Genomic DNA, 24,907 nt, shown 5'->3' with positions numbered 1-24,907 from the left:
CAACTCATCAAGTGACAGACGCACGCCGACCCTCGTCGTCGGCCCCCTGGTCGCGAGCTAGCCGCAGGTTTTTCTCTGCCGCGACTCGCCACCCTGCGAGAAGTGGATCCCTCTTTTCCCCGCTTTTCACACTTGACGTCAGGTGACGCGGACTCATCCCACGACACCTTGCCTGCATAGTTTCTGCTTCCCAAAAGGAGGCTGCTATGCGCTTGATTTCAAACAACCCTGTCGCTGACAAATCCCCTTCCCTGCTGAGCAGACTGGGACGGGGCCTGCGACCACTCTGGCAACGTGGCAGACGGCGTCAGCACCTCTATCGGCTGCACATCCGCTGCGAAGACAGAGCCGACATGGAGCAGGTGCTGGCGGCGGTGAGCCACACTCTGCAACCGGCCGGACTCAGTCCCCTGCAGTCCATGCAGCCCGGGCGCGGTGAAGGCCGCGTGCTGGTGCTGAGCCTCTACTGCACGCCGCCTCAGCGCCGCTATCTGGTGCAGTTCATCCACCAGGTCGGGGCTGTCCACCCGGTACGCTGGGAACTGCGCCCCCGCGCCGGGGACGACACCACCACCAGCCATTGACCCTCGGACGAGGCGGGGCCCTTCCCGGGCAACCGTGAAGGGCCTGTACTCTGTTCTGCGCCATCCCGCCCCGTCAGGAGGCGGGTCGCGCCCTTGCATTCACCACGATGTCGACCTTGCCCCCCGTCTCTCACGCAACCCGGGGGTGAAGGCTGGTCGGCATCCCCAGAAGGAGACCCTTAATGAGAATGTGGCAACAACTCGATTTTCTCGCCCTGCTCGACACCCTGGCCAGCCTGCTGCTCGCCTTCGTGCTGGGCAGCCTGGTCGGCCTGGAGCGCCAGTACCGCCAGCGCACCGCCGGCCTTCGCACCAACGTGCTGGTCGCCGTGGGGGCGGCCCTGTTCGTCAACCTGGCCCAGCGCATCTATGACCTGCATGGCGGCAGTTACGGGGTCGTCCACGTGGTGGCCTACATCGTCTCCGGCATCGGTTTTCTCGGCGCTGGCGTCATCATGCGGGAATCCGGCAACATCCGGGGCATCAACACAGCGGCCACCCTGTGGGGCGTGGCCGCTGTCGGGGCCGCCTGCGGCGCCGGGTTCGCCCTGGAGGCCATCCTCGGCGCCCTCTTCGTGCTGGCCGCCAACACCCTGCTGCGCCCCTTGGTCAACCAGATAAACCGTGACCCGGTGGACAACATGGACACCGAAGTGACCTATCATGTGACCGCTCTCATCGGCCGCGCTCACCAGAAGGAGGTACTGCCCTGGCTCGAGCAGATGCTGGAGCAGGCCCACTACCCCCTGAGCGAGCTCGACATCACCCCCTTCGGCGATCAGGATCTCGAGATCTCGGCGGCGCTGCTCGCCACCGCCATCGATGGCACCAGGCTCGATGCCCTGATGAACACGCTCGGGGAGCACCCTCACATCAAGCAGATCTTCTGGCGAGCCAGCATCACCGATTGACGCCCTCATACCAGCCGCAGCACAAAAAGCCCCGCCGGATCCGGCGGGGTTTTTTCACAGGAAAGGGAAGCCGTGTGCCTAACGGCGGCTGCGCCAGCGCACCCTGGGGTTGATGACTTGGGCGGTCTGGGCTGGGGGATTGCCCGCGATGAGTTGCTGCATCATCTCGAAGGCGGCCCGGGCCAGGGCCGGGCAATCCTGGGCCACGGAATCGATGCGCATGGGGATGCAGTCGAGCAGATCGTGATCGTCGAACGTACACAGGCGCATGCCGGTCTCCATCAGGCCCGCCTCGTTGAGATAGCGCAGCACCCCCTCCAGCAGGGTGAAAGAGGCGGTAAAAAGCCCCCTCGGCGGCGCCCCGAGTTCATCCACCAGCTCAGACATCAGCTGATAGCCCGAGCTCGGCTGGTAGTCACGGTGGCGGACCCGGTCTGAAGTGGCCTCCAGCCCGGCCCGGTGCAACCCGAGCTCGTAACCCGCCAGCCGGTGGCGGCTGGGGGAGAGATCCAGCAGACCGCCGAAGTAGTAGATCTCCTCCCCGCAATCCTCGGCCATATCCTGCACCAGCTCGGCGGTAGCCTTGCAGGCGTCCGAGATCACCATGGGCAGGCGCGACTCACCGATGTGGCGGTCGAGCTGCACCACCGGCAAGCGGTCGTGGATGCGGGCATAGATGTCGTCACTGTGGCCGCTGGAGGCGACGATGAGGCCATCCACCTGACGGCTGATGAGGTTGTCCACCACCCGCTGCTCCAGGGTGGGGTCATCCTCTGAGCAGGCGATGAGCAGCTGGATCCCCGCCTCCCGACAGCGGGCCTCCAGGGCACGGGCGATGCTGGCGAAGCCGAAGTTGGTGAGGTCGGGGATCACCAGCCCCCAGGTGTAGCTGCGCACCTCCCGCAGGGAGCGGGCATGGATGCTCGGCTGATAGTGGCACTCGTCCGCCACCGCCTGGATCCGCTTGCGGGTATCGTCGGCGATGCGGTATTCCGCACTCTTGCCGTTGAGCACCAGGCTGGCGGTGGCCTTGGAGACCCCCGCAAGCGTGGCTATCTGGGCAATCGTGATCCGTTTCTTCTTCTCCACCTGACCTCCCGGCACACTGAGACCGGGCTATTGTACTAGGCAGGTCGCCAGCGGCCAGTGATCGAGGCAAATTTTGCTGCCATCACCACCACAACGTGCGGAAAGTACTGGGTTTTCGCCGGGGAAGTAACGGGTCGACAAGCTCTGGCGCCCGCCATCGACGAAGCACTCCAGGCTGGAGCGATCACACAAGACGGTGATCTTGCCCCCAAGCCAGGGGGCGCTTCGCTCCTCCCACTCCCCGCTCTGCCAGTTCTGGCGCCGCAGGACAAGACGCCCCGGCTGCCACACCAGCTCGACCACGGCCCCGAACCCGAGGCGCCCTTCACCGCACAGCGCCACATCGAGCCAGGCCGAGTCGATGGCCAGGGCAGGCAGCTCGTCCAGTGCCCCCTCGAAGCGGGTCTGCTCCCCTTTCAGGGCGCCCAGCTCTGCCACCGGCCGCTGGCAGAGCCACTCATCCTGCCAGAACAGCTCCCGCGGGCAGCTCATCTGGTGGATCCAGCCGTGCTCGAGAGTGGGCTGGCTCATCTCGTTCTCCTCCGGCAAGCCCAGCCAGCCGAACAGCAGGCGCCGCCCCTGGCTGTCCTGAGTGGTCTGGGGGGCATAGAACTCGAAGCCCCGGTCCAGTTCATGGAAAGCCCCGTGGGCGAAATGCTCGCCGTCGAAATCACCCGCCAGCCAGCCGCACTGGTAGAGGTTGCGATAATCCTCTCCCTGCGGGGCAATCCCCTGCGGGCAGCTGATCAGCACATGGCGATCTCCCAGGGGGAAGAGATCCGGACACTCCCACATGTAGCCAAACTCCCCGAGACCGCCGCGCCCGCTGCCGGCGATGGGGCCCACCAGCGTCCAGGCATCCAGGGTGTCACCGCGATAGAGCAGCACCTCACCCCGATCGTCCAGGGTGCGGGCCCCCAGCACCATCAGCCACTGCCGACCGTCGTGCCACACCTTGGGGTCGCGCACATGGCCGCTGTAGCCTGCGGGCAGGTCCAGCACGGGTCCCAGCTTGGCAAAGCCCCCCTCACCGTCGACGCGGGCCAGACACTGGTAGGCGGTGCGGCTGCCGTCCGGGTATTTGACGTTGCCGGTGTAGATAAGGGTCAGACGCCCCTGCTCATCGCTCACCGCCGAGCCCGAATAGCAGCCGTGGCTCTCATAGGCCTCGGTGGGCAGCAGCGCCACCGGCTCGTGCTGCCAGTGCAGCAGATCGGTGGAGGTGACATGCCCCCAGCCCTTGTTGCGGTGCTCGCAACCGAGCGGGTTCCACTGGTAGAAGAGGTGGTAGCGCCCGTCGTGCTCGATGAAACCGTTGGGGTCGTTGAGCAGCCCCACCGGGGCTGCCAGGTGCCAGCGGGGCCGATGGGGATCGGCCGCCGCCTTGAGCTGTCCGGCCAGCAGGGACCGGACAACCTGGTTCAGGAGATGGCTTTCCTTCATCACTCCACCTTGTACTTGAGCAGGTAGGAGGCGGCGAAAGCGGCGCCAAAGGCGATCACTAGGCCGATGACGTAGTGGATGAGACTCATGGGCTGGACGATGGCCATGCCCGGGATGCCGGTCAGGCCCACCGCCGTCATGCCGACCTTGGCCGCCACCACGTAGGCGCCGCCGCAGGCCCCGCCGAACAGACCGGCCAGGAAGGGCTTGATGTAGCGCAGGTTGACCCCGAAGATCGCCGCCTCGGTGATACCGAGCAGGCAGGACATGGCCGCCGGCACCGTGATGGCCTTGATCTTCACGTCCCGGGTCTTGAAGTAGACCGCGAGGCAAGCCCCCCCCTGGGCCACGTTGGCCATGGCCCAGATGGGCAGCAGGAAGTTGACGCCGATGGCAGGGTTGGCCAGCAGCCCCGCCTCGATGGCGTGGAAGCTGTGGTGGATGCCGGTGATGACGATGAGCGAATAAGTCCCGCCAAACACCAGCCCCGCCAGCCAGCCTGCCTGCTCATAGAGGGCGCTCAGACCGAACGAGATGCCATCCCCCAGCACCCGCCCGGCGGGGCCGATGAAGAGCAGCGCCACGAAGCCGGTGATGATGACGGTGAGAAACGGCGTGAGGATCAGATCCAGGGCGTCCGGGATGCGCTTGCGCAGCTGCTTCTCCAGATGTGACATGAACCAGACCGCCAGCAGCACGGGGAAGACGGTGCCCTGATAGCCGATCATGGCCACATCCAGCCCGAAGAAGTCCATGGTCTTGAAGCCCCCGGCCACGCCCCAGGCGTTGGTCAGGGCCGGGTGGGTCAGAATGCCGCCGAGGGTCGCCCCGAGGTACGGATTGCCGCCAAACTCCCGCGCCGCCGTAAAGCCGATCAGGATGGGCAAAATGATGAAGGCTGCCGAGCTGAACATGTCGAGCATGACGAACAGGGCGCTGTCGGCGTTGACCCAGCCGTAGGTGCGCACCATGCCGAGCAGCCCCATCAGCAGGCCAGAGGCGACGATGGCCGGAATGATGGGCACGAAGATGTTGGAGAGGGTCCGCGCCAGACGCTGGGCCACGTTGAGCTTGGCCGTCGCCATGTCGGTCAGCTCCGCCTTGCTGGCGGTGCCGGTCCCGGTCAGGGTGACGAACTCCGCATAGACCTTGTTGACCAGGCCGGTGCCGAAAATGACCTGGATCTGGCCGGCGTTGCTGAAGCACCCCTTGACCCCCTCCAGCTTGTCAATGGCGGCCTTGTTCACCTTGCTGTCGTCCGCCAGCACCAGCCGCAGCCGGGTGGCGCAGTGGGCGGCGCTGACGATGTTCTCCTTGCCCCCGAGCAGGGGCACCAGATCCTGGGCTATCGCACTGATATTCATATTCTTCCTCTTATGACCCGCCACGCTGGCGGGCCCTTGTCACATGAGAGTAGGGGCTGTCGAGCCGGGCTTCTAGCCGCAGATCAACAGCCGTCTGCGCCTGATCGCAAAAATTCATCCAGCCGGGTGCGGGTGGGCAGTGCCGTCATCGCCCCCTTGGCGGTGGTGGCGAGCGCCCCGCAGCCGTGGGCCTGGGCCAGGATGGCGGGCAGCTCGGCCTGCGTCGGCAGCGAGGTCCGTTCGGCCAAGGCCGCCAGCAGTCCGGCGACGAAGGCGTCCCCCGCCCCCGTGGTATCGAGTGGCGTCACTTTGGGCCCCACCCACTCCAGCAACTCGCCACCCAGACGAGCCACCACGCCCCCCGCCCCCCGGGTCACCAGCACCAGTGCCGGGCCTGAAAGAGTGGCAAGCCCCGCCGCCATATCGTCCAGACCGCTCAGCAGTTGCAGCTCCTCCACCGAGAGCTTGACCACGTCTGCAAGGGCCATGGCCTCGCGCACCACGGGCAGCATCTCGGCAGGGTTGCCCCACACCTCTGGCCTCAGGTTGGGGTCGAAGCAGACCCGCCCCCCGACGGCCCGGATGGTCGCCATGGCTTGCAGGCAACTGCTGCGCACCGGCTCGTTGGCGAGCGCAATGGAGCAGGTCAGCAGCCACTGCCCGGCCTGGAAGACCGGCAGATCGGCGGGGCTCAGGAACTGATCGGCGCTCGGGCGCACCATGAAGGTGAAACTGCGCTCCCCCGCCTCATCGAGATCCACCAGCACCGTGCTGGTGCGATGGGCCGGATCCAGGATCAGGTGGCGAATGTCGACCCCCTCCCTGGCCAGGGTCTCCCCCATGAAGCGGCCGAAGGGATCCGCGCCGACCCGGCCAATGAAGGCCGACTCCCCGCCGAGCCGGGCAACGCCCACCGCCACGTTGGCCGGTGCGCCACCCGGACACTTGAGGTAGTACTGCTCCCCTTCCGGGATCAAGTCCACTACCGCATCCCCCATTACCCACACACGATTCGTCACCTTGTTGCTACTCCACTGCTGCACAGGATTTGCCGGGGTCAGCCCCGGGTTCTGGGTCCGTATTATCAGCTAAACCGTTTTAGCTAACCAACAGATCCCGGGGCCGCCTGCCATTTTTGTGATCGGGATAACGAACTAGAACCAGGTTTCCATCTGCACGCCGAAGTTCCACTCGCCCCCGGCGGTGAAGTTGCTCTGGCCCATGGCATCGGAGCTGGCGTAGTTGTCGAGCTCGGAGGACCAGTCCATCCAGGTGGCGAACACCCGAAGCTCGGGCCGCTCGAAGAAGCCGGCGGTCTGCGCCTTGAAGGTCGGCGCGAAGGTGAGCTTGGTGAAATCGCCGCTCACCGCCTGACGACCCTTGTAGCCCTTGGGATCGAGGTCCATGTACTGCCAGGTCGCCTCGTAGACCAGCTCGACGTTCTGGCTCAGTACCTGGGCCAGGCGGCCATTGAGGGTCACCCAGCGGTACTCGTCCCCCTTCACGTAACGATCCTGGCTGTGCTCGGCCAGCAGGGCCGGGGCGACACGCCAGCGGGGTGCAAGATCGGTGGCACCAAACACGGCGACCCGCACCGCATCGGCATCCGGCAGCAGCTCGCTGTCGGAGCCCAGCCCCTTGAGCTCGGCACCCAGACCGTGGCCATACAGCACCGCCGCCTTGGAGAAACCGGGGTTAATGCCAAAGAAGCTGTCGGCGTGGTAGGCCACCAGGGTGTGGGCCCCCTTGTTCGCCGCTTCGCTGCCCGCGCCGCCGTCGTTGATGCGCGCCTCGTTGTCCTTGGCGGAGAGGCCGTTGAGCATCCACTGCCAGTTGCCAACGCGGTTGTTCATGGTGAGGATGTAGCTTTCGATGTCGGAGAGACCGCTCGCGCTGATGTCGCCGTAGTCGCGCCCGTAGAGGGAGAAGTTTGCCTTCCAGCTGTCGGCCAGCTGCACGTCGTAGACGCCGCCGCCGGTGCCGGCCAGGAAGACCACGTCCGAGTCGAGCCAGTGGATGTCGAAGTTGTCCCGGTCAAAGCGCTTGCCCGCCCAGAGCACCGAGTGCTGGAAAGGACCGCTGAAGCTCGCCAGATCGCCGATTTCGGCAAACACCTGGCGGGTGTTGAGGCTGGAATCGCTGGCGGTCCAGTCGTTGCTGGTCTCCACCCCGTCCGCCAGCATCAGCTTGTAGCGGGCCCAGCTGCCATCGTCGAAGGTCTGGGTCTTCAGCAGGTTGGCCTCCATGTAGGTGTCATCCTCGTTGCCAAGGCGACCCACGGCGCCGCCCACCGAGCCGGCCGGGGTGATGTAGGGGCCGCCGCGGCCACCGTTGCCGTTGCCGTTCACCAGCAGGCCCGAGCGGGCATAGCCGTGGAACTCGAAGCCCTGGGCACCGGCAGTCTGCTTGTCCACCTTCTCGCTCTGGGCCTTGGCCACGGCGGCGGTCTCGCGGGCTTCGCTCGCCTTGCTCTGGGCCTCATCGGCCCGCGCTTCGGCAGCGGTGGCGCGCGCCTCGGCTGCCTGCACCCGCGCCTCCAGCGCCGCCAGCCTGGCTTCGATACCACCATCCGCCGCCCACAGCGGGCTGCTCATTCCCAATCCCAGCGCCACGGCCAGCGCCAACTTGCTCTTGAACATCGTCATCGTCCTCACCTGTCTTCTGTCGCCCGTCCGGGCTCTGTTGTTGTTGACAAGCCGAGGATAGCTAAACCGCTTTAGCTGACTCAATATGCCAGCTAAACCGTTTCAGCAGGAGTGTGAGCGGGATAACATTTGTACAGGGGGAATTGGCGGAAGTTGTGAGGAGGATCCCTCATCGGGATCCACTCAATAAGGGGGGATCCAGGCCAGATGGCGGGCAAAAAAAAGCCGGCACATCCGTGCCGGCTTGGGTAACGCGGGTCGCGTTTATTTGGTCAGGTCGTCGAAGAAGCGTTTCACCCCTTCGAAGAAGCCCTCAGATTTCGGCTTGTGGGTCTTGGCAGCGGCGCCGCTGAAGGAGTCGTCCAGCTGGCGCAGCAGATCTTTCTGGGTCTCGGTCAGCTTGACCGGAGTCTCGATCACCACCTTGCACATCAGATCCCCCACCTGGCCGGAGCGCACGGACTTGACGCCCTTGCCCCGCAGGCGGAACAGCTTGCCGGTCTGGGTCTCCGGGGTCACCTTGAGCTTGACCCGGCCATCCAGGGTCGGCACTTCAATCTCGCCGCCGAGCGCCGCCGTGGTAAAGCTGATGGGCACTTCGCAGTAGAGGTCGTTGCCGTCACGGACGAAGATCTCGTGCTCGCGCACGTGAACCTGTACGTACAGATCCCCCGCCGATGCGCCGGTTTCCCCCGCTTCCCCTTCGCCGGAGAGACGGATGCGATCCCCGGTATCGACCCCGGCCGGGATCTTGACCGACAGGGTCTTGGTTTTCTGATAGCGCCCTTCCCCATGGCACTTGCGGCACGGATCCTTGATGATCTTGCCGCGACCGTGACAGTGGGGGCAGGGCTGCTGCACCGCGAAGAAGCCCTGGCGCATCTGCACCTGGCCGGAGCCGTGGCAGGTGGGGCAGGTCTGGGCCTGGCTGCCGGTATGGGCACCGGAGCCGTTGCACACTTCGCAGTGGACCTGGGTCGGGATCTTGATCTCCTTGGAGACCCCGCGCACCGCCTCTTCCAGCGTCAGCTCCATGTTGTAGCGCAGGTCGGAGCCACGGGCCGGGCCGCGACGACCGCCCCCGCGACCACCGAAGATGTCGCCAAACACGTCGCCGAAGATGTCGCCGAAATCGGCGCCACCGCCAAAGCCGCCGTGGCCGCCACCCTGGCTCGGATCCACCCCGGCATGACCGTACTGGTCATAACGGGCACGCAGGTTCTCGTCGGTCAGGACCTCGTAGGCTTCCTTGACCTCTTTGAACTTCTCTTCAGCCCCGGCATCACCCTGGTTGCGATCCGGGTGATACTTCATGGCCAGACGCTTGTACGCCTTCTTGATCTCGCGCTCGTCGGCACCTTTCGACACCCCGAGCACTTCGTAGAAATCGCGCTTCGACATACTCATCCTGTTGCTATATCAGCAGTTACGCAGACGGGCGTTGGTTACCCAACGCCCGTAAATTCATTGACGAATCTGCTCACACTCTTACTACGAAGCCGTGATCAAGGCTCATGTGCTGCTCGGAATCCTCACGTATATCTGTACGCTCCGGTTCCTGCGCTGCTCTTTACCTTGCTGACGGCCTCTCGCGACAGACCGTGAACAGATTCTGAGCCGATGGGCGAAGCGGACTTCGCCCATCCGGGTCGGGCTTATTTCTTGTCGTCTTTCACTTCTTCGAACTCGGCGTCGACCACGTCGTCGTCAGCCTTGGCAGAAGAGGAGGACTGACCGGCGTCAGCACCGGCGGCGCCTTGCGCCTGAGCCTGCTGCTGGGCAATTTCCATCAGCTTCTGGGACGCTTCCAGCAGAGCCTGCTGTTTGGCTTCGATGGCAGCCTTGTCGTCACCCTTGATGGCGGATTCCAGCTCGCTCAGGGCAGTCTCAATCTTGGTCTTCTCGTCGGCAGGCAGGGCTTCACCGGCTTCGGTGACCTGCTTGCGCACGGAGTGGACCAGACCGTCAGCCTGGTTGCGGGCCTGCACCAGCTCTTCGAACTTCTTGTCCTCGGCCGCGTTGGCTTCGGCTTCGCGTACCATGCGTTCGATCTCGTCATCAGACAGACCGGAAGAGGCCTGGATGGTGATCTTCTGCTCCTTGTTGGTCTCCTTGTCTTTCGCGGAGACGTGCAGGATGCCGTTGGCATCGATGTCGAAGGTCACTTCGATCTGCGGCAGACCGCGCGGTGCCGGGCGGATGCCTTCCAGGTTGAACTGGCCCAGGGACTTGTTGTCGCTGGCGCGCTTGCGCTCACCCTGCAGCACGTGAATGGTCACGGCAGACTGGTTGTCTTCGGCGGTGGAGAACACCTGGGACTTCTTGGTCGGAATGGTGGTGTTCTTCTCGATGAGCGCGGTCATCACGCTGCCCATGGTCTCGATCCCCAGGGAGAGCGGAGTCACGTCCAGCAGCAGTACGTCGGTCTTGTCACCGGACAGTACGGCACCCTGGATGGCAGCACCCATGGCCACGGCTTCGTCCGGGTTGACGTCTTTGCGCGGCTCTTTACCGAAGAAGTCGGCCACGGTCTTCTGAACCAGCGGCATACGGGTCTGACCGCCCACCAGGATGACGTCGTCGATCTCGCCAACCGCCAGACCGGAGTCTTTCAGGGCGACACGAACCGGCTCCAGGGAGTCTTTCACCATGTCTTCCACCAGGGATTCCAGCTTGGCGCGGGTCACCTTGATATTCATGTGCTTCGGACCGGTGGCATCTGCTGTGATGTACGGCAGGTTCACGTCGGTCTGCTGGGCAGAAGAGAGCTCGATCTTGGCTTTTTCGGCGGCGTCTTTCAGACGCTGCAGAGCCAGCTGGTCGTTGCGCAGGTCGATGCCCTGCTCGCGCTTGAACTCGTCAACCAGGTAGTTGATGACGCGGTTGTCGAAGTCTTCACCACCCAGGTGGGTGTTACCGTTGGTCGCCAGTACTTCGAAGGTGGTTTCCCCTTCGACTTCGTCGATCTCGATGATGGAGATATCGAAGGTACCGCCCCCTAAGTCATATACGGCAACCTTGCGCTCGCCCTTGACCTTGTTGACGCCGTAGGCAAACGCAGCCGCAGTCGGCTCGTTGATGATGCGCTTGACGTCCAGACCGGCGATGCGACCGGCATCCTTGGTGGCCTGACGCTGGGCGTCGTTGAAGTAGGCCGGTACGGTGATGACGGCTTCGGTCACCGGCTCGCCCAGGTAGTCCTCGGCGGTCTTCTTCATCTTTTTCAGCACTTCTGCAGAGATCTGCGGCGGTGCCATTTTCTTGCCTTTCACCTCGACCCAGGCGTCACCGTTGTCGGCCTTGGCGATGGCGTACGGCATGATTTTCAGGTCACGTTGTACTTCGTCATCTTCGAAACGACGGCCGATCAGACGCTTGATGGCGAACAGCGTGTTCTTCGGGTTGGTGATGGCCTGACGCTTGGCCGGCTGACCAACCAGGATTTCGCCGTCATCGGCATAGGCAATGATGGACGGAGTAGTACGGTCGCCTTCCGCGTTCTCGATCACGCGAGCATGGTCGCCATCCAGAATAGCGACGCAGGAGTTGGTAGTACCCAGGTCAATACCGATGATTTTACCCATTTGACGAATCTCCAAATACTTTGAATAAACTGGCGAGGGGCTCGCCTTGATACGTTAACGGCTAGGTGGGGCCTGCCACTGTGGCTTTCAAGCTCCCGGCATCAAATTTTTTGTGCCGCCGTGGCCTTGCAACCTATATGGGGTCTCAAGTCGGCGCTTCAAGTCCGGCCCTGAAAAAACCTGCATACAGGCCACCTGACAGCCAAATGACGCCAGACACGTTTTCTGGCGCCACATCCAACAAAAAGCCCGCCAAGCGGCGGGCTTGGTGAGAACAGCGTGATCAGTCAGCGGACTTGGAGACCATCACCATGGCCGGGCGGATGACGCGGCCGTTGAGCTCGTAGCCCTTCTGCATCACGGCGATCACGGTGTTCGGCGCCACGTCGGCACTGGGCACCATGCTCATGGCCTGGTGGGCATTGGGGTCGAACGGCTGGTTGGTCGGGTCCAGCGCCACCAGGCCGAACTTGGCCACGCCGCTCTGCATGGATTTCAGGGTCAGCTCGACCCCTTCAATCATCGGCTTGAGGGTGTCGTTCTCCTTGTCCGCCAGCTCGATGGCGCGCTCCAGGTTGTCCAGCACCGGCAAGAGCTCTGCGGCGAACTTCTCCAGTGCAAACTTGTGGGCTTTCTCCACGTCCTGAGCGGCACGGCGACGCAGGTTCTCCATCTCGGCGACGGCGCGAATGGCGCGCTCCCGCTCTTCCAGGGAAGCCTGCTGGGCCGCCTCCAGCTGGGCCTCCAGCTCGACGATGCGGGCCTGCTCGGCTGTCACTTCACTGTCTACATCGGTCGGCTCGACTGGCTGGGCTTCCACTTGCTCCATCGCTTCAACCTTTTGTTCTTCGTGGCTCATGACATCTCCAATATTCAGGGGTTGCGTGTGAGGGTGGCTGGCGTTCAGACAAGCGACACGCGCCAGCAGACCCTGTGTTGGCGCTATTATGGGGACACAGCCCCGGCTTTCAAGGGGAAAAGGGCAGATCGGGCACAATGGCGCCCATCCGCGTGCCAGGCAGCCCCTTTTCGGGGCCGATTGCACCAACCGCCACGGAGGCAGACAAATCCCCGGCAAAGCGCGGTATACTCCCCCCAAGACTCTCCCAGACCCGATAACCTATGGATTCTCCGTTCAAAACCGTTGCCCTCATCGGCAAGCCCCATCACGAGGGGGCCAACCAGACCCTGACCGGCCTGTATCAGTACCTGACCAGCCGCGGCTTTCGCGTGCTGCTGGAGAGCCGGGTGGCCCATACCCTGGGGCTGCTCGGGGAGAACGTGATGGATCTGGTGCAGCTCGGCGAGCAGGCGGATCTCGCCATCGTCGTCGGCGGTGACGGCAACATGCTGGGGGCCGCCCGGGTGCTGTCACGGTTCGATGTGGCGGTGATCGGGGTGAACCGGGGCAACCTCGGCTTCCTGACCGATCTCTCGCCCCAGGATTATCTGCTGCCCCTGGAGCAGGTGCTCTCGGGTCACTTCAAGAGCGAGCATCGCTTCCTGCTGGAGGCCGCCGTCTATCGCCACGGGGAGCGCAAGTCGAGCAACCTCGCGGTCAACGAGGCGGTGCTTCACCCGGGCAAGATCGCCCACATGATCGAATTCGAGGTCTACATCGACGGCAGCTTCATGTACAGCCAGCGCTCGGACGGCATCATAGTGGCGACACCCACCGGCTCCACCGCCTACTCCCTGTCGGCAGGGGGCGCCATTCTCACCCCCAAACTCAACGCCATCACGCTGGTGCCCATGTTCCCGCACACCCTGAGCAGCCGCCCCATCGTGCTGGATGCGGACAGCGAAGTGCGGCTGCTGGTCTCGCCGGACAACCAGGACGACGCCATGCAAGTGAGCTGCGACGGCCAGGTCACCCTGGCGGTCCACCCGGGGGACGAGATCCTTATCAAGAAGAGCAGCCACAAGCTGCATCTGGTGCATCCGCTGGATTACAGCTACTTCCACGTGCTGCGCAACAAGCTCGGTTGGGGCAGCAAGCTCTTCTAGCCAGGCAACACCGGTGGCGAGGGTCTACCCCTCGCTGCTTTCGACCAGCCGAGGCGGTGCCGGCTCGAATGCCAGATGCACCCCGTTTCTCCCCGCTTCCTTCACCCGGTACATGGCAGCATCGGCTTTGGTCAGCATCAGTGCCAGGTCAGCCTCGGCACTGGCGCACACGACCCCCATGCTCACCGTAACCCCCTCGCACGGCAGGCAGGCCCCCTGCCGGGAGCCCGTCTCTATCTGGCGGCGGATCCGGTCACAGATGTCGCGGGCCATCTGGCCGCTCACGCCCCCCATGATGATGGCGAACTCCTCGCCACCGATGCGCCCCACCAGATCATCCTTGCGTACCTCGGCCACCAGCACCCCGGCCACATAGCGAATGACCTCATCCCCGCAGCCGTGACCAAACTGGTCGTTGACCCGCTTGAAGTGATCGATGTCCAGGACCACCACGCAGCGCGTCTGGCCAGGCGTAGCCCCCTCTCCCTGCCTGAAGAGGCCGCGCCGATTAAGCACCCCGGTGAGGGGATCCCGCTCCGAGAGCGCCAGCAATGCCTCCTCCGTCTCCACATAGGCCACCAGAGGCAGCAGCAACACCGAGCCGATGGTCAGCACCATGTGCATGAAGAAGATGAGATCGAGCCAGCCTCCGTCTCCCATCCGCCCTTCGGCTCCCAGCAAGAGCAGCCCCCCCTGACTCAGCAGGATGGTGAAATGCAGCAGGTAAATGAGCGCCACCACATGGAGCACCCGCTTCTGTTGCCGGCCGAGAGAGACGATGAGGCAGGCGCACCACAGGTACAACATCGACTCCATCAGAGCCAGCACAATGCGCACGGGGGCGAGGCTGGACAATCCCAGATAGAGCAGCAGCAACACCGCCACGCCTCCCCTCACGGCACGGGGATGCCATGCGCGCTCGTAAAGCGCACAAAAACCGGCGAGCAACAGCAGGATGCTCATGAGCGAGACCAGGCCGCCGACCCGGATGCCCAGCGCCGGATACCCTCCCAATACCCCCAGACTGAGCAGCAGGATGGAGAGGGAGAAGAGAAAAGCGGAGAGGGACCAGTACAGAAAGTTGCCTCGACCCGGCTTCAGGGAGTGGATGAACAGCATGATCAGCCCCGACATCAGGTTGATTGCCAGGGAGATCAGCAGCAGGGTTGGGGTATGGATCATCTTGACGCATCCTTGCGAAGAGGTCTGTACACAGCCCAGGCTCAACCAGGACTGTTTCGAGTGTGTCTCAGCCAGCCACTCACCACAAGAGAGCCCCTCAAGGTGGCTTCTCGCATCGCCTCAGCCCATGCCAGGTACGCAGGTTGATTTTGCAGGCCATCTGATCGGCGTCACACTCATGCCGCGGCCTTGACATCCTTGCCCTCCCCCTGTTTCGCAAAAATCCTCCCTGCCCACTTTACTGTATATAAAACCAGTATATACTGGATGCATACACAGTAATGTTGACCCATACAGGATGAGACCATGCTGACCCAGCTGACCGTCAACAACTTCGCCATCGTCAAGTTTCTCGAGCTCGATCTGCAACCGGGGATGACCTGCATCACCGGGGAGACCGGGGCGGGCAAATCCATCGCCATCGATGCTCTGGGGCTGTGCCTGGGGGAGCGCGCCGAAGCCAGCATGGTGCGCCCGGGCAGCGACAAGACCGAGGTGAGTGCCCGCTTCCTGCTGGAGGGTAATCCTGCCGCCCGGGCCTGGCTCGCCACCAACGAGCTTGAAAATGACGGTGAGTGCATCGTCCGGCGGGTACTGTCCGCCGAGGGGCGCTCTCGCAGCTATATCAACGGGGTTCCCGTCCCCCTCGCCCAGCTCAGGAACCTGGGTCAACTGCTGGTCAACGTCCACGGTCAGCACGCTCACCAGATGCTGCTCAAACCCGATTACCAGCTCGCCCTGCTGGACGGCTACGCCGGTCATCATCTGCTCCTCGACGATGTGCGCCGCCACTACCAGCAGTGGCGCCAGTTGCAAAACGAGCTCAACCGGCTCAAGGCCGAGCAGCAGCAGCGGGAAGCCCGCCGTCAACTCATCGAATACCAGGTGCAGGAGCTGGACGAATTTGCCCTTCAGCCGGGAGAGTTTGAAGAGATTGAAGAGGAGCATCAGCGACTCGCCAATGGCACCGAGCTGATGCAGGAGTGCGGGTATTGCCTCGATCTGCTCTATGACAATGAAGAGACCACCATCGCCGGTCTGCTGCAGACGGCCGTGGACAGGGCCGAGAACCTGGTCGGCATGGACAGCCGGCTTGGCAACGTGCTCGGCATGCTCAACGAAGCCCTGATCGGCGTACAGGAGAGCCACAGCGAGCTGCGCAGCTATCTCGACCGGCTGGAACTGGATCCAGAGCGCTTCAACGAGCTGGAGAGCCGCCTCTCCAAGGCCATCAACCTGGCACGCAAGCACCATGTCAAACCGGCGGAGCTGGCCCTGCACCATCAGGAGCTGGCCGCCGATCTGGCCCGCCTCAACTCCGACGAAGAGCGACTCGAGGGGATGGAAGACGAGCTGGCCTCGGCCCGCCAAGCCTTCGTGCAGGCCGCCGAGGCCCTGAGCCAGAGCCGCCAGCGCTATGCCGAGGAGCTGGGCGCCAAGGTAAGCGCCAGCATGCACGAACTGGCGATGCCCGATGGCCGCTTCGCCATCGAGGTGCGACCCGATGCCCAGAGCAGCCTCTCGCCCCTTGGCATCGATCGGGTGGAGTTCATGGTCACCACCAACCCGGGTCAGCCCATCCAACCCCTTGGCAAGGTGGCTTCCGGCGGCGAGCTGTCGCGTATCAGCCTCGCCATCGTGGTGATCAGTGCACGCAAGATCTCCACCCCGACCCTTATCTTTGACGAAGTGGATGTGGGGATCAGCGGCCCGACCGCCGCCGTGGTGGGCCGCCTGTTGCGCCAGCTCGGCGAATCCACCCAGGTGATGGTGGTCACCCACCTGCCCCAGGTGGCAGGCAAGGGTCACCAGCACATGGTGGTGAGCAAACACACCGACGGCAAGACAACGGAAACCCAGATGCAGGCGCTCACCCCGGGCGCCCGGCTCAACGAACTGGCCCGCCTGTTGGGGGGCGATCAGATTACCGACAACACCCTGGCCAATGCCCGTGAGTTGCTCGCAAGCTGACCACGGGGCGGGCGGGATATCCCCCCGTCCATGTCGGCCCCTTCAGATTGACCGAGTCATCATCGCGGTGGCCAGTTGAAGCCTCTTGCCGACGGCGCCGGCCTGGTTGACCTATGCCGTGAGCCGCAAGAAAGAACGAGGGGCTGCCCCGGCTAATCCGCGGCACGTGTCTTGATGCTCAGTCTGAACCTGCCAGCCTGGTCATCACCCAGTCGGGTTTCCATCGCCATGGTCAGGACGCCACTCATCTTCGTTGCACTCATTCATATATCGAACGGCCCCACTCCTTCATTTTCCATTCAACTCAGTCTGTTATGATGATGTAAACGGACTCGGTACCTTCAGTTGCCATCGACAGAAGGTGACGCTTGATGCAAACACACCGGGTTCGTTTGAGCTGACATTTCGCGGGAAGGGAGGATGGGAGCGCGCTTCCGCCGTCTGACCCGCACCTGCCAAGGAGAACTGCTTATGAGCCCGACCAATATTGTGCTGTTGCTGGAAGGCAAGGATTACGAGCAGGAGACACTGGCCAAGGCGAGCCGTCTGGCACAAGGGCTGGGCGCCAACCTGACCTTGTTGCACCTGACCCACAGCAGCAAGACCCGTCGCAATAGTCTGTCCCTGTCACAAGAGGAGCGCAGCGCCCAGGGCACCCTGGATGCCAAGGCGATCATCAGTGAACTCATCACCCAGCTGTCTCATCCGGTGGATTACCAGTGTCTGGTGGTGGATGACGTGGTGCCGGATCTCCAGCGCTGGCTGACCGCTCACCCCGCCGACCTCTTGCTGGTCGGCAGCCGTCATCACTGGATGGAGGGCTCGCTGGCCCGTCTGCTCCTCTACAAACTGCCCCTCGATATCCAGATCTGCCACGAGCCTCACGCCGCCTTGCTCAAAGCCGTCGGTTGACACCACAAGACCCGCTCCCTGAGCGGGTCTTCTTGTTTCTGACGCCCCGCCGTCACCCTCCCCCAGCTTGACCTCCTCCACTGCGTCGCCGCCAGAACCACACGATTTCTTACACATTGCTCGCTTCTTTTTGAGGGCCATTTGCTGCACGATATGGCCCTTGCACGCCTTCGCTCGTTTCGTTCAGGTGATAAATGAAAGCTCTTCGAAAACCCGGCAAGCTCGCCCTGCTCGCCCTTGTGCTGATCCCTCTCGTCACCTGGCTGGCCTGGCCAGGCAACACACCGGACCCGGTACTGACCGCAACGGTAACCCGCCAGGATGTGGAGCAGACGGTGCTCGCCAGTGGCGTACTGCAGGCCATCGAGCAGGTGGATGTGGGGGCTCAGGTCTCGGGTCAGGTCACCTATCTCGCGGTGGAAGCGGGTCAACAGGTCAAACAAGGAGAGCTGCTGGCGGAGATCGATCCCCTGATCGCCCAGAACAACCTCAAGACCGCCGAGGCGGAGCTGGCCAGCCGCCGCGCCCAGCTCAAGATCAAGCAGGCACAGCTCAAACAGAACGAGCTTGCCTGGCGCCGCCAGCAGCAGATGTTTCGGCAGGAAGCGAGCTCTCGTGCGGATCTGGAGAGCGCCGAAGCCCAGCTTGCCGTCACCCGGGCCGAGCTGCAAAGCGCCCAGGCCGACATCGACAACGCCATCATCAAGGTGGAGCGCGCCAAGACGGAGCTCGGCTACAACCGCATTCAGGCCCCCATGGATGGCACCGTTGTCTCCATCGTCACCCGGCAGGGGCAGACCCTGGCCGCCAGCCAGACGGTACCGACCCTGCTCAAGCTCGCCAATCTCGACACCATGACGGTCAAGGCCCAGATCTCCGAAGCGGACGTCACCCGTGTCAAGGCGGGCATGCCGGTCTATTTCACCCTGATAGGGGATCCGGATACTCGCTACCACGGTACCCTTCGCACGGTCGAGCTGGCACCCACCAACATCAATGAGCAGACGGCCAGCACCACGGCCACCAGCAATGCGGCCATCTACTACTATGCCCTGTTCGATGTGCCCAACCCCGGCCATCAGTTGAGGGTCGCCATGACGACCCAGGTCACCATCGTGCTCGGCGAGCGCAAGCAGGTACTGGCCATTCCCCAGACCGCCCTCGGCAAGAAGACTGGCGACAATGAGTACGAGGTCAGCCTGCTCAAGACAGGGGACCAGAGAGAGACCCGCCGCATCAAGACCGGCATGAAGGATGACATCAAGATTGAGGTGATGAGCGGCCTGAGCGAGCAGGAGAAGGTGATCCTGGAGCAGGGCAAACCGGCCCTGCACGATGAAGGGGAGATGGAGCCGTGAGCGAGCCCCTGATCCGTCTCAAGGGCATCGAGCGGCGCTACCAGAGCGGAGAGCACGAAGTGACCGTGCTGCACCCGCTGGATCTCGCCATCGATGCCGGGGAGATGGTGGCCATCGTCGGCGCCTCCGGCTCCGGCAAATCGACCCTGATGAACCTGCTGGGCTGCCTCGATCGCCCGAGCGGGGGCCAGTATCTGTTTCGCGGCCAGGACACCGCGACCCTGGATGCCCTCTCCCTGGCACGGCTGCGCTGCCACCACTTCGGCTTCATCTTCCAGCGCTATCACCTGCTGCCCCATCTGGATGCGGCCGCCAACGTGGAGATCCCCGCCATCTATGCCGGCACTGCCCGCCTTGATCGCCAGGCCCGTGCCCGCACCTTGCTGACCCGCCTGGGACTGCAGGATCGCAGCCACCACAGACCCGGCCAGCTCTCCGGCGGTCAGCAGCAGCGGGTCAGTATTGCCCGGGCGCTCGCCAACGGCGGCGAGGTGATCCTGGCGGACGAACCCACCGGCGCTCTCGACAGCCAGAGCGGCAAAGAGGTGATGGCCATCCTCAAGGAGCTGCACGCCCAGGGCCACACCATCATTCTGGTGACCCACGACATGGCGGTGGCAAGCCATGCGGATCGCATCATCACCCTGCGTGACGGGCGGGTAGTGGAGGACAGCGGCCATCGGGCGACCGATGACAACGCACCCTCCCCATCCGGGGCGCCGGCCCACCCGCTGCCAGGTGATGGCAGCCAGCTGGCCCCTCCCCCTGTCGGGCAAGATGCACAGGGCACAGGCGCCGCCGTCCGCACCGCAAGCCGGGGCTGGGATCGCTACCGGGAGGCGGGGCGCATGGCCCTGCACGCCATGCTGGCCCATCGCATGCGCACCTTCCTCACCATGCTCGGCATCATCATCGGTATCGCCGCCGTGGTCAGCGTGGTGGCGCTGGGTCAGGGGGCGCGCGCCAAGGTGATCGACGACATCAACGCCATGGGCACCAACACCATCGACATCTTCCCCGGCAAGGACTGGGGAGACGAGAAGGCCGCCAGCATCCAGACCCTGAACGAGCGGGATCTCGACGCGCTGCTCGGCCAGCCCTATCTGGAGGGGGCCAGCCCCCAGATAGCGACGTCGGGCCAGCTTCGCTATCGCAACAAGACCAGCAGCGGCAGCGTGATCGGGGTCGGCAACGACTTTTTCCGGGTCAAGGGGATGACGCTCACCCAGGGGCGCCTGCTCGATGAGCGGGACATTCGAAACCGGACGGCAGTCGCCGTGGTGGATGGCAAGACCATAGAGAGCCTGCTCGGCAAGGTGGACCCGGTCGGCCAGGTGGTGCTGGTCGGCACCCTGCCGGTGCGCATCGTGGGGGTGGTCACCCAGGAGACCGGCTTTGGCCGCAGCAGCCAGTCGGTCAATGTCTGGCTCCCCTACAGCGCCGTCATGAGCCGTCTCCTCTCCCAGCAGCACTTCACCCAGATCACCATCCGGGTCAAAGACGGCGTCCAGCCCGCCCTGGCCGAGCAGGCGGCAGTAGCCCTGCTCACCCAGCGCCACGGCGTGAAGGACTTCTTCACCTTCAGCAGCGACAGCATCGTCAAATCGGTGGAGAAGACCACCGCTACCCTGACACTGCTGGTCTCCGCCATCGCGGTGATCTCCCTCATCGTCGGCGGCGTCGGGGTGATGAACATCATGCTGGTCTCGGTGGTGGAGCGCACCCGGGAGATAGGGATCCGCATCGCCGTCGGCGCCCGCCAGTCCGACATACTGCAACAGTTCCTCATCGAGGCGGTGATGGTCAGCCTGCTGGGGGGGCTGCTCGGTATCGGCCTCGCCCTGCTCATCGGCGCTCTCTTCTCCCTGCTCGTGGAAAGCTTCCAGATGCGCTTCTCGCTCTTCTCCATCCTGATGGCCTTCGGGTGCTCCTCCCTCATCGGGATCCTGTTTGGTTACCTGCCCGCCCGCAATGCGGCCAGGCTCGATCCGGTGGAGGCACTGGCGAGGGAATGACGATGCACAACCTATCAAGGCTCGGGCTAAGCCTGATGCTCACCGCCAGCCTCGGTGCCTGCAGCCAGCAGAGCACCTATCACAGACCCGATCTCGACGTGGCGCCAGCATGGCAGCAGGAGAGCCGGGGTCTCACCGCGCAGCAGGCTGGCCCCTGGTGGCAGGGATTCCAGGATCCTGCGCTCGATCGCCTGGTCGAGGCGGTGCTGGCTGCCAACCCGGACATGCGGGTGGCCGGGCTCAAGCTCAAGAATGCCCTGCTCGGCGCCGATCTGGCTGCCACCAACCTCACCCCCTCGGTCAGCGCCAATCTCGGGGCCAGCGGCACCAAGAACATGAAAGATGGCAGCGCCAGCAGCAACCTGGGCCCCTCCCTCAACCTCAGCTACGAAGTGGATCTCTGGGGCAGACTGGCCGCGGCAAGGGATCAGGCGAGCTGGGAGGCACAGGCCAGCGAACAGGATCTGGCCGCCACCCGGTTGCTGCTCATCGGCAAGACCCTGGAGCAATACTGGCAACTGGCCTACCTCGGTTCGGCCATTACCCTGGGCACCCAGCAACTGGCCAATCTGGAGCGCATTGAACGCCTGACCCGCGCCAAATACGAGGCGGGCGCCGTGACCCGACTCGATCTGGTACAGGCCAGCCAGCAGAAGGCGGGCAAGCAGGCGGAGCTCGCCACCCTCACCCAGCAGCGGGCACAGGCGGGCAATGCTCTTCGCCTGCTGCTGGGCCGCAGCAGCGGGCCGCTCGCTGACGCTCCCGACGCCCTGGTAATGGGCACGATCCCGTCCGTGGCGGCCGGCATCCCAGCCGATGTGCTGGCCCGGCGGCCCGATGTGCGCGCCGCCGAACTCAGGCTGCGCAAGACCCTTGCGAGGGGAGACGAGATCCGCACCGGCTTTTATCCCGCCCTGAGCCTGACCGGCGGTGCCAGCACCACCTCGGATACCCTGACCCAGGTGCTGCAAAATCCGGTCGGCACCCTGGGCGCCACGCTGGCGCTCCCTTTCCTCGAGTACAACAAGACCCGGCTCTCCATCGCCAGCGCCGACATCGACTACCAGATTGCCGAAACCGAGTTTCGCAAGCAGCTCTATACCGCGCTGCTGGAAGTGGAGGATGGCCTGGCAGCCCGTCAGCAAGGGGATCAGCGGCTGCGCTATCTGGAGCAGCAGAGGGCCTATGCCCGGGAGGCCGAGAGGCTCGCTGGCGCCCGTTTCCTGGCCGGTGCCACCGGGGTACAACCCTGGCTGGATGAGCAGAACCGCCTGTGGGATGCCGAGCTCGCCCTGCTGGCACAGCAGCAGACCCAGCTCAACAACATGGCAGGCATCTATCGGGCGCTGGGGGGAAGCGATCGAACCTGACCCAGGCAGAGAGTGTGGTATCGCGATGGACATCCAGAGGAGGTCAATCGCGACCCATTCTGCCCACAAACCAATTGATAATAATTTTCATTTCATCAAGAATGGGCGCCATCATCAGCCAGGAGTATGCCCATGTCTCAACCCGCCCCGGCCAATCGCCCCCGCCTGCTCACCGTCAAGCATGTTCAGGATGTGAGCCCGCACCTGCGCCGAATCTGCCTGACCAGCCCCGAGCTTGTGGACTACCCCTTCAGCTGTGGCGGTGCTCATGTCAAGATCATGCTGCCCCGACCGGGTCAGCGCGAGATAGTGTTGCCCACCCCCACCGACAAGGGGCCTCGCTGGCTCGATCCCGCCCAGAAACCCGTCATTCGCACCTTCACCATACGCGCGTTTCGCCGGGAGGCGCTGGAGCTCGACATCGACTTCGCCCTGCACGGCGAGGCCGGCCCCGCCAGTCGTTTCGCCCTGCACGCCAAACCGGGTGACAGGCTCGCCATCTCGGGCCCGGGCGGCCCCGACCCCATGCTGCAAATGGCCGAGCACTATTACATGGCGGGGGATCTCACCGCCCTGCCCGCCATCAGCGCCATGGTGGAAGTGATGCCGTCCCATGCCCGCGGCCATATCGCCCTGCTGGTCCCCCATCAGGACGACGTGCAGGATCTGTCGCTGCCGGCCGGCGTCGACCTGCGCTGGTTCGTGGGCAACCCGGAACAGGCAGCGACCCTGGTGGCGTATTTCACCGCCCAGCCTATGGTCGCCGAGGGGAGCTATTTCTGGTTTGGCGGGGAAGAGAACCTGGTCGTGCCGCTGCGCCGCCACGTCAGACGCGCCCTGGATGCCGAGCGCCAGCGGGTCTACGCAGTCCCCTACTGGCGCAGCGGCAAGGATGAAGACGCCTACCACCAGGACAGGCACGCCGTGATGGACAGCTGATCCCCTCTTTATCTTGTGACTGGCGGGCTTCTTCCCTCGGGGAAGCGGCCTGCTTTTGCTGCGGTTTCCCCGCCATCGTTCCCTCTCCCCCCATCTTCGCCTGGCGATTTCATTGCGCTTGCATTTGAGACAAACACCAAGATAATGACAATCATTCTCAACAACTGCGATGAGCCGTGAATCTGTCTGCTCCCAACAGGATGCCGCATACGGGTTCCCCATCGCACACATGCACAGCAAGGTAACTCCAGATGGCAGTTTTGAATTCGGTCATGCGCGCCTTCGCCATAGAGGCGCTACCCACCCCTGCCGAGCTGCTGGCGCAGCACCCCTGTCCGGCCGACATGGCCCGGCACATCGACAACCAGCGCCATCAGGCACGCCGGATCCTGGCAGGTGAAGACGATCGCCTCCTGGTCGTGATTGGCCCCTGCTCCATCCATGATCCCGTCGCGGCCCTGGACTATGCCGGGCGGCTGGCACGACTCGCCACCGCCTATGAAGACAGCCTTCAGATAGTCATGCGCGCCTATTTTGAAAAGCCGCGCACCACGGTGGGCTGGAAGGGGCTGGTCTTCGATCCGCACCTGGACGGCAGCAACGACATCAATCGGGGATTGCATCTGGCACGCCAAGTGCTGCTCGACATCAATGGGCTGGGGCTCGCCACCGCCACCGAATTCCTCGACACCACCAGCTTTCTCTATCTCGCCGATCTCGTCAGCTGGGGCGCCATCGGGGCACGCACCACGGAGTCTCAGGTCCACCGGCAATTGGCCTCCGCACTGCCCTGCCCCGTGGGATTCAAGAACGGTACGGACGGCAATATCCGGGTCGCCATCGATGCCATCCAGGCCAGTACCGCCTCCCATCTCTTCACCGCCCCCGGCAGCCAGGGCGGCATGGTAGTGATCAAGAGCGAAGGCAATCCCGACGGCCATATCATTCTGCGTGGCGGCACCCTGCCCAACTACCACCAGAGCGATGTGGCGGAGGCAGCAGACCGCCTCACCCGTCAGGGACTCCCCTCTCGCCTGATGGTGGATTGCAGCCATGGCAACAGCCAGAAGCTGCACACGAACCAGCTGAAGGTCGCCAAAGAGCTCTGTCGCCAGCTGAGCGAAGGGAGCCAAGCCATCGCCGCCGTCATGGTCGAGAGCTTCTTGCTGGGAGGAAACCAGAAACCGGCTCCTCTGGGTGAGCTGCAATACGGTCTGTCAGTGACCGATGCCTGCCTCTGCTGGGAAGAGAGTGAACACCTGCTTGCCATGCTGGCAGAGGCGGTCCTAGCCCGTCGCCGCACCTGGAGAAAATACGCACACGCCGTTCAGTCTGAACTCGGCCAACCCGTCATCTAGCATTCGGTTTATTTGTTTGCCACCAATCGGTGTCTGCCTCATCCGCACGTTGTCCGGCATCGTGCGGATATATCGCAGAAGAGCGGTGTCAAACAGACCATAAATAGAGGGGATAAATTAATAGGCGATGGACGTCATGCATCAGCATGAAAAAGAGACGGGCCGCTCAGGCGTA

At 63.8% G+C, this 24,907-nt stretch carries 19 protein-coding genes; 10 read left to right on the top strand and 9 right to left on the bottom strand.

Annotated features, from left to right (window positions below; translation table 11 throughout):
* Positions 1 to 206 precede the first annotated feature (206 nt).
* Complete coding sequence (locus I6L48_RS10485; RefSeq protein WP_216988047.1) at positions 207 to 584, top strand: hypothetical protein; 378 nt, start codon at positions 207 to 209, stop codon at positions 582 to 584.
* A gap of 182 nt (positions 585 to 766) precedes the next feature.
* Positions 767 to 1,495 carry an MgtC/SapB family protein gene (locus I6L48_RS10480; RefSeq protein WP_203764636.1) on the top strand — a complete coding sequence of 243 codons (729 nt, stop codon included), beginning with the start codon at positions 767 to 769 and terminating at the stop codon, positions 1,493 to 1,495.
* A 78-nt stretch (positions 1,496 to 1,573) separates the two neighbouring features.
* Here the strand turns inward: I6L48_RS10480 and I6L48_RS10475 are convergent, their stop codons facing one another.
* From I6L48_RS10475 to grpE, 8 genes are all read right to left on the bottom strand, one after another.
* Positions 1,574 to 2,584: a substrate-binding domain-containing protein gene (locus I6L48_RS10475; protein WP_216988046.1), complete on the bottom strand. Its 1,011-nt coding sequence runs from the start codon at positions 2,582 to 2,584 to the stop codon at positions 1,574 to 1,576.
* A 27-nt stretch (positions 2,585 to 2,611) separates the two neighbouring features.
* Positions 2,612 to 4,027 (bottom strand): sucrose-6-phosphate hydrolase, encoded by a 1,416-nt coding sequence (locus tag I6L48_RS10470; RefSeq protein WP_216988045.1) that lies wholly within the window; start codon positions 4,025 to 4,027, stop codon positions 2,612 to 2,614.
* Positions 4,027 to 5,391, bottom strand: coding sequence for a sucrose-specific PTS transporter subunit IIBC (locus I6L48_RS10465; RefSeq protein ID WP_041214803.1), 1,365 nt, complete (start codon positions 5,389 to 5,391; stop codon positions 4,027 to 4,029). The genes I6L48_RS10470 and I6L48_RS10465 overlap by 1 nt, the downstream gene beginning before the upstream one ends.
* An 83-nt stretch (positions 5,392 to 5,474) precedes the next feature.
* The gene (locus I6L48_RS10460; protein ID WP_216988044.1) at positions 5,475 to 6,434 is read right to left on the bottom strand and encodes an aminoimidazole riboside kinase; all 960 of its coding nucleotides are present in this window, start codon (positions 6,432 to 6,434) and stop codon (positions 5,475 to 5,477) included.
* Between the two features lie 111 nt (positions 6,435 to 6,545).
* The gene (locus I6L48_RS10455; RefSeq protein WP_080767822.1) at positions 6,546 to 8,036 is read right to left on the bottom strand and encodes a carbohydrate porin; all 1,491 of its coding nucleotides are present in this window, start codon (positions 8,034 to 8,036) and stop codon (positions 6,546 to 6,548) included.
* A 264-nt stretch (positions 8,037 to 8,300) separates the two neighbouring features.
* Positions 8,301 to 9,437, bottom strand: a complete 1,137-nt coding sequence (dnaJ, locus tag I6L48_RS10450; RefSeq protein ID WP_039039235.1) for a molecular chaperone DnaJ — start codon at positions 9,435 to 9,437, stop codon at positions 8,301 to 8,303.
* Positions 9,438 to 9,691: 254 nt separating this feature from the next.
* On the bottom strand, positions 9,692 to 11,620 hold the full coding sequence (gene dnaK, locus I6L48_RS10445) for a molecular chaperone DnaK (protein WP_010673646.1): 1,929 nt from the start codon (positions 11,618 to 11,620) through the stop codon (positions 9,692 to 9,694).
* Positions 11,621 to 11,903: 283 nt separating this feature from the next.
* Entirely contained in the window at positions 11,904 to 12,479 is a 576-nt protein-coding gene (gene grpE / locus I6L48_RS10440) for a nucleotide exchange factor GrpE (protein WP_216988043.1), read from the bottom strand.
* 263 nt (positions 12,480 to 12,742) lie between these two features.
* Here grpE and nadK point away from each other — a divergent pair, with 263 nt between their 5' ends.
* Positions 12,743 to 13,627 (top strand): NAD(+) kinase, encoded by an 885-nt coding sequence (nadK, locus tag I6L48_RS10435; RefSeq protein ID WP_010673644.1) that lies wholly within the window; start codon positions 12,743 to 12,745, stop codon positions 13,625 to 13,627.
* Between the two features lie 24 nt (positions 13,628 to 13,651).
* Here the strand turns inward: nadK and I6L48_RS10430 are convergent, their stop codons facing one another.
* A complete protein-coding gene (locus I6L48_RS10430; protein ID WP_216988042.1) occupies positions 13,652 to 14,809 on the bottom strand; it encodes a GGDEF domain-containing protein in 1,158 nt (385 codons plus the stop codon).
* Positions 14,810 to 15,115: 306 nt separating this feature from the next.
* Between I6L48_RS10430 and recN the strand changes: the two genes are divergently transcribed.
* From recN to I6L48_RS10395, 7 genes are all read left to right on the top strand, one after another.
* Positions 15,116 to 16,780 carry a DNA repair protein RecN gene (recN, locus tag I6L48_RS10425; RefSeq protein ID WP_216988041.1) on the top strand — a complete coding sequence of 555 codons (1,665 nt, stop codon included), beginning with the start codon at positions 15,116 to 15,118 and terminating at the stop codon, positions 16,778 to 16,780.
* Positions 16,781 to 17,251: 471 nt separating this feature from the next.
* Positions 17,252 to 17,692: a universal stress protein gene (locus I6L48_RS10420; protein ID WP_049636816.1), complete on the top strand. Its 441-nt coding sequence runs from the start codon at positions 17,252 to 17,254 to the stop codon at positions 17,690 to 17,692.
* A 194-nt stretch (positions 17,693 to 17,886) separates the two neighbouring features.
* Positions 17,887 to 19,050: an efflux RND transporter periplasmic adaptor subunit gene (locus I6L48_RS10415; RefSeq protein ID WP_216988040.1), complete on the top strand. Its 1,164-nt coding sequence runs from the start codon at positions 17,887 to 17,889 to the stop codon at positions 19,048 to 19,050.
* The gene (locus I6L48_RS10410; protein ID WP_216988039.1) at positions 19,047 to 21,065 is read left to right on the top strand and encodes a MacB family efflux pump subunit; all 2,019 of its coding nucleotides are present in this window, start codon (positions 19,047 to 19,049) and stop codon (positions 21,063 to 21,065) included. The genes I6L48_RS10415 and I6L48_RS10410 overlap by 4 nt, the downstream gene beginning before the upstream one ends.
* Positions 21,062 to 22,435 (top strand): efflux transporter outer membrane subunit, encoded by a 1,374-nt coding sequence (locus I6L48_RS10405; protein ID WP_216988038.1) that lies wholly within the window; start codon positions 21,062 to 21,064, stop codon positions 22,433 to 22,435. The genes I6L48_RS10410 and I6L48_RS10405 overlap by 4 nt, the downstream gene beginning before the upstream one ends.
* 132 nt (positions 22,436 to 22,567) lie before the next feature.
* The gene (locus I6L48_RS10400) at positions 22,568 to 23,374 is read left to right on the top strand and encodes a siderophore-interacting protein (RefSeq protein ID WP_216988037.1); all 807 of its coding nucleotides are present in this window, start codon (positions 22,568 to 22,570) and stop codon (positions 23,372 to 23,374) included.
* A 251-nt stretch (positions 23,375 to 23,625) separates the two neighbouring features.
* Positions 23,626 to 24,732 carry a 3-deoxy-7-phosphoheptulonate synthase gene (locus I6L48_RS10395; protein WP_053288273.1) on the top strand — a complete coding sequence of 369 codons (1,107 nt, stop codon included), beginning with the start codon at positions 23,626 to 23,628 and terminating at the stop codon, positions 24,730 to 24,732.
* The last annotated feature ends 175 nt before the right edge of the window (positions 24,733 to 24,907 follow it).

Source organism: Aeromonas sp. FDAARGOS 1418, assembly GCF_019048585.1.
Classification (GTDB): Bacteria; Pseudomonadota; Gammaproteobacteria; order Enterobacterales; family Aeromonadaceae; genus Aeromonas; species Aeromonas caviae.
This window is presented reverse-complemented; position numbering and strand designations above follow the sequence as displayed.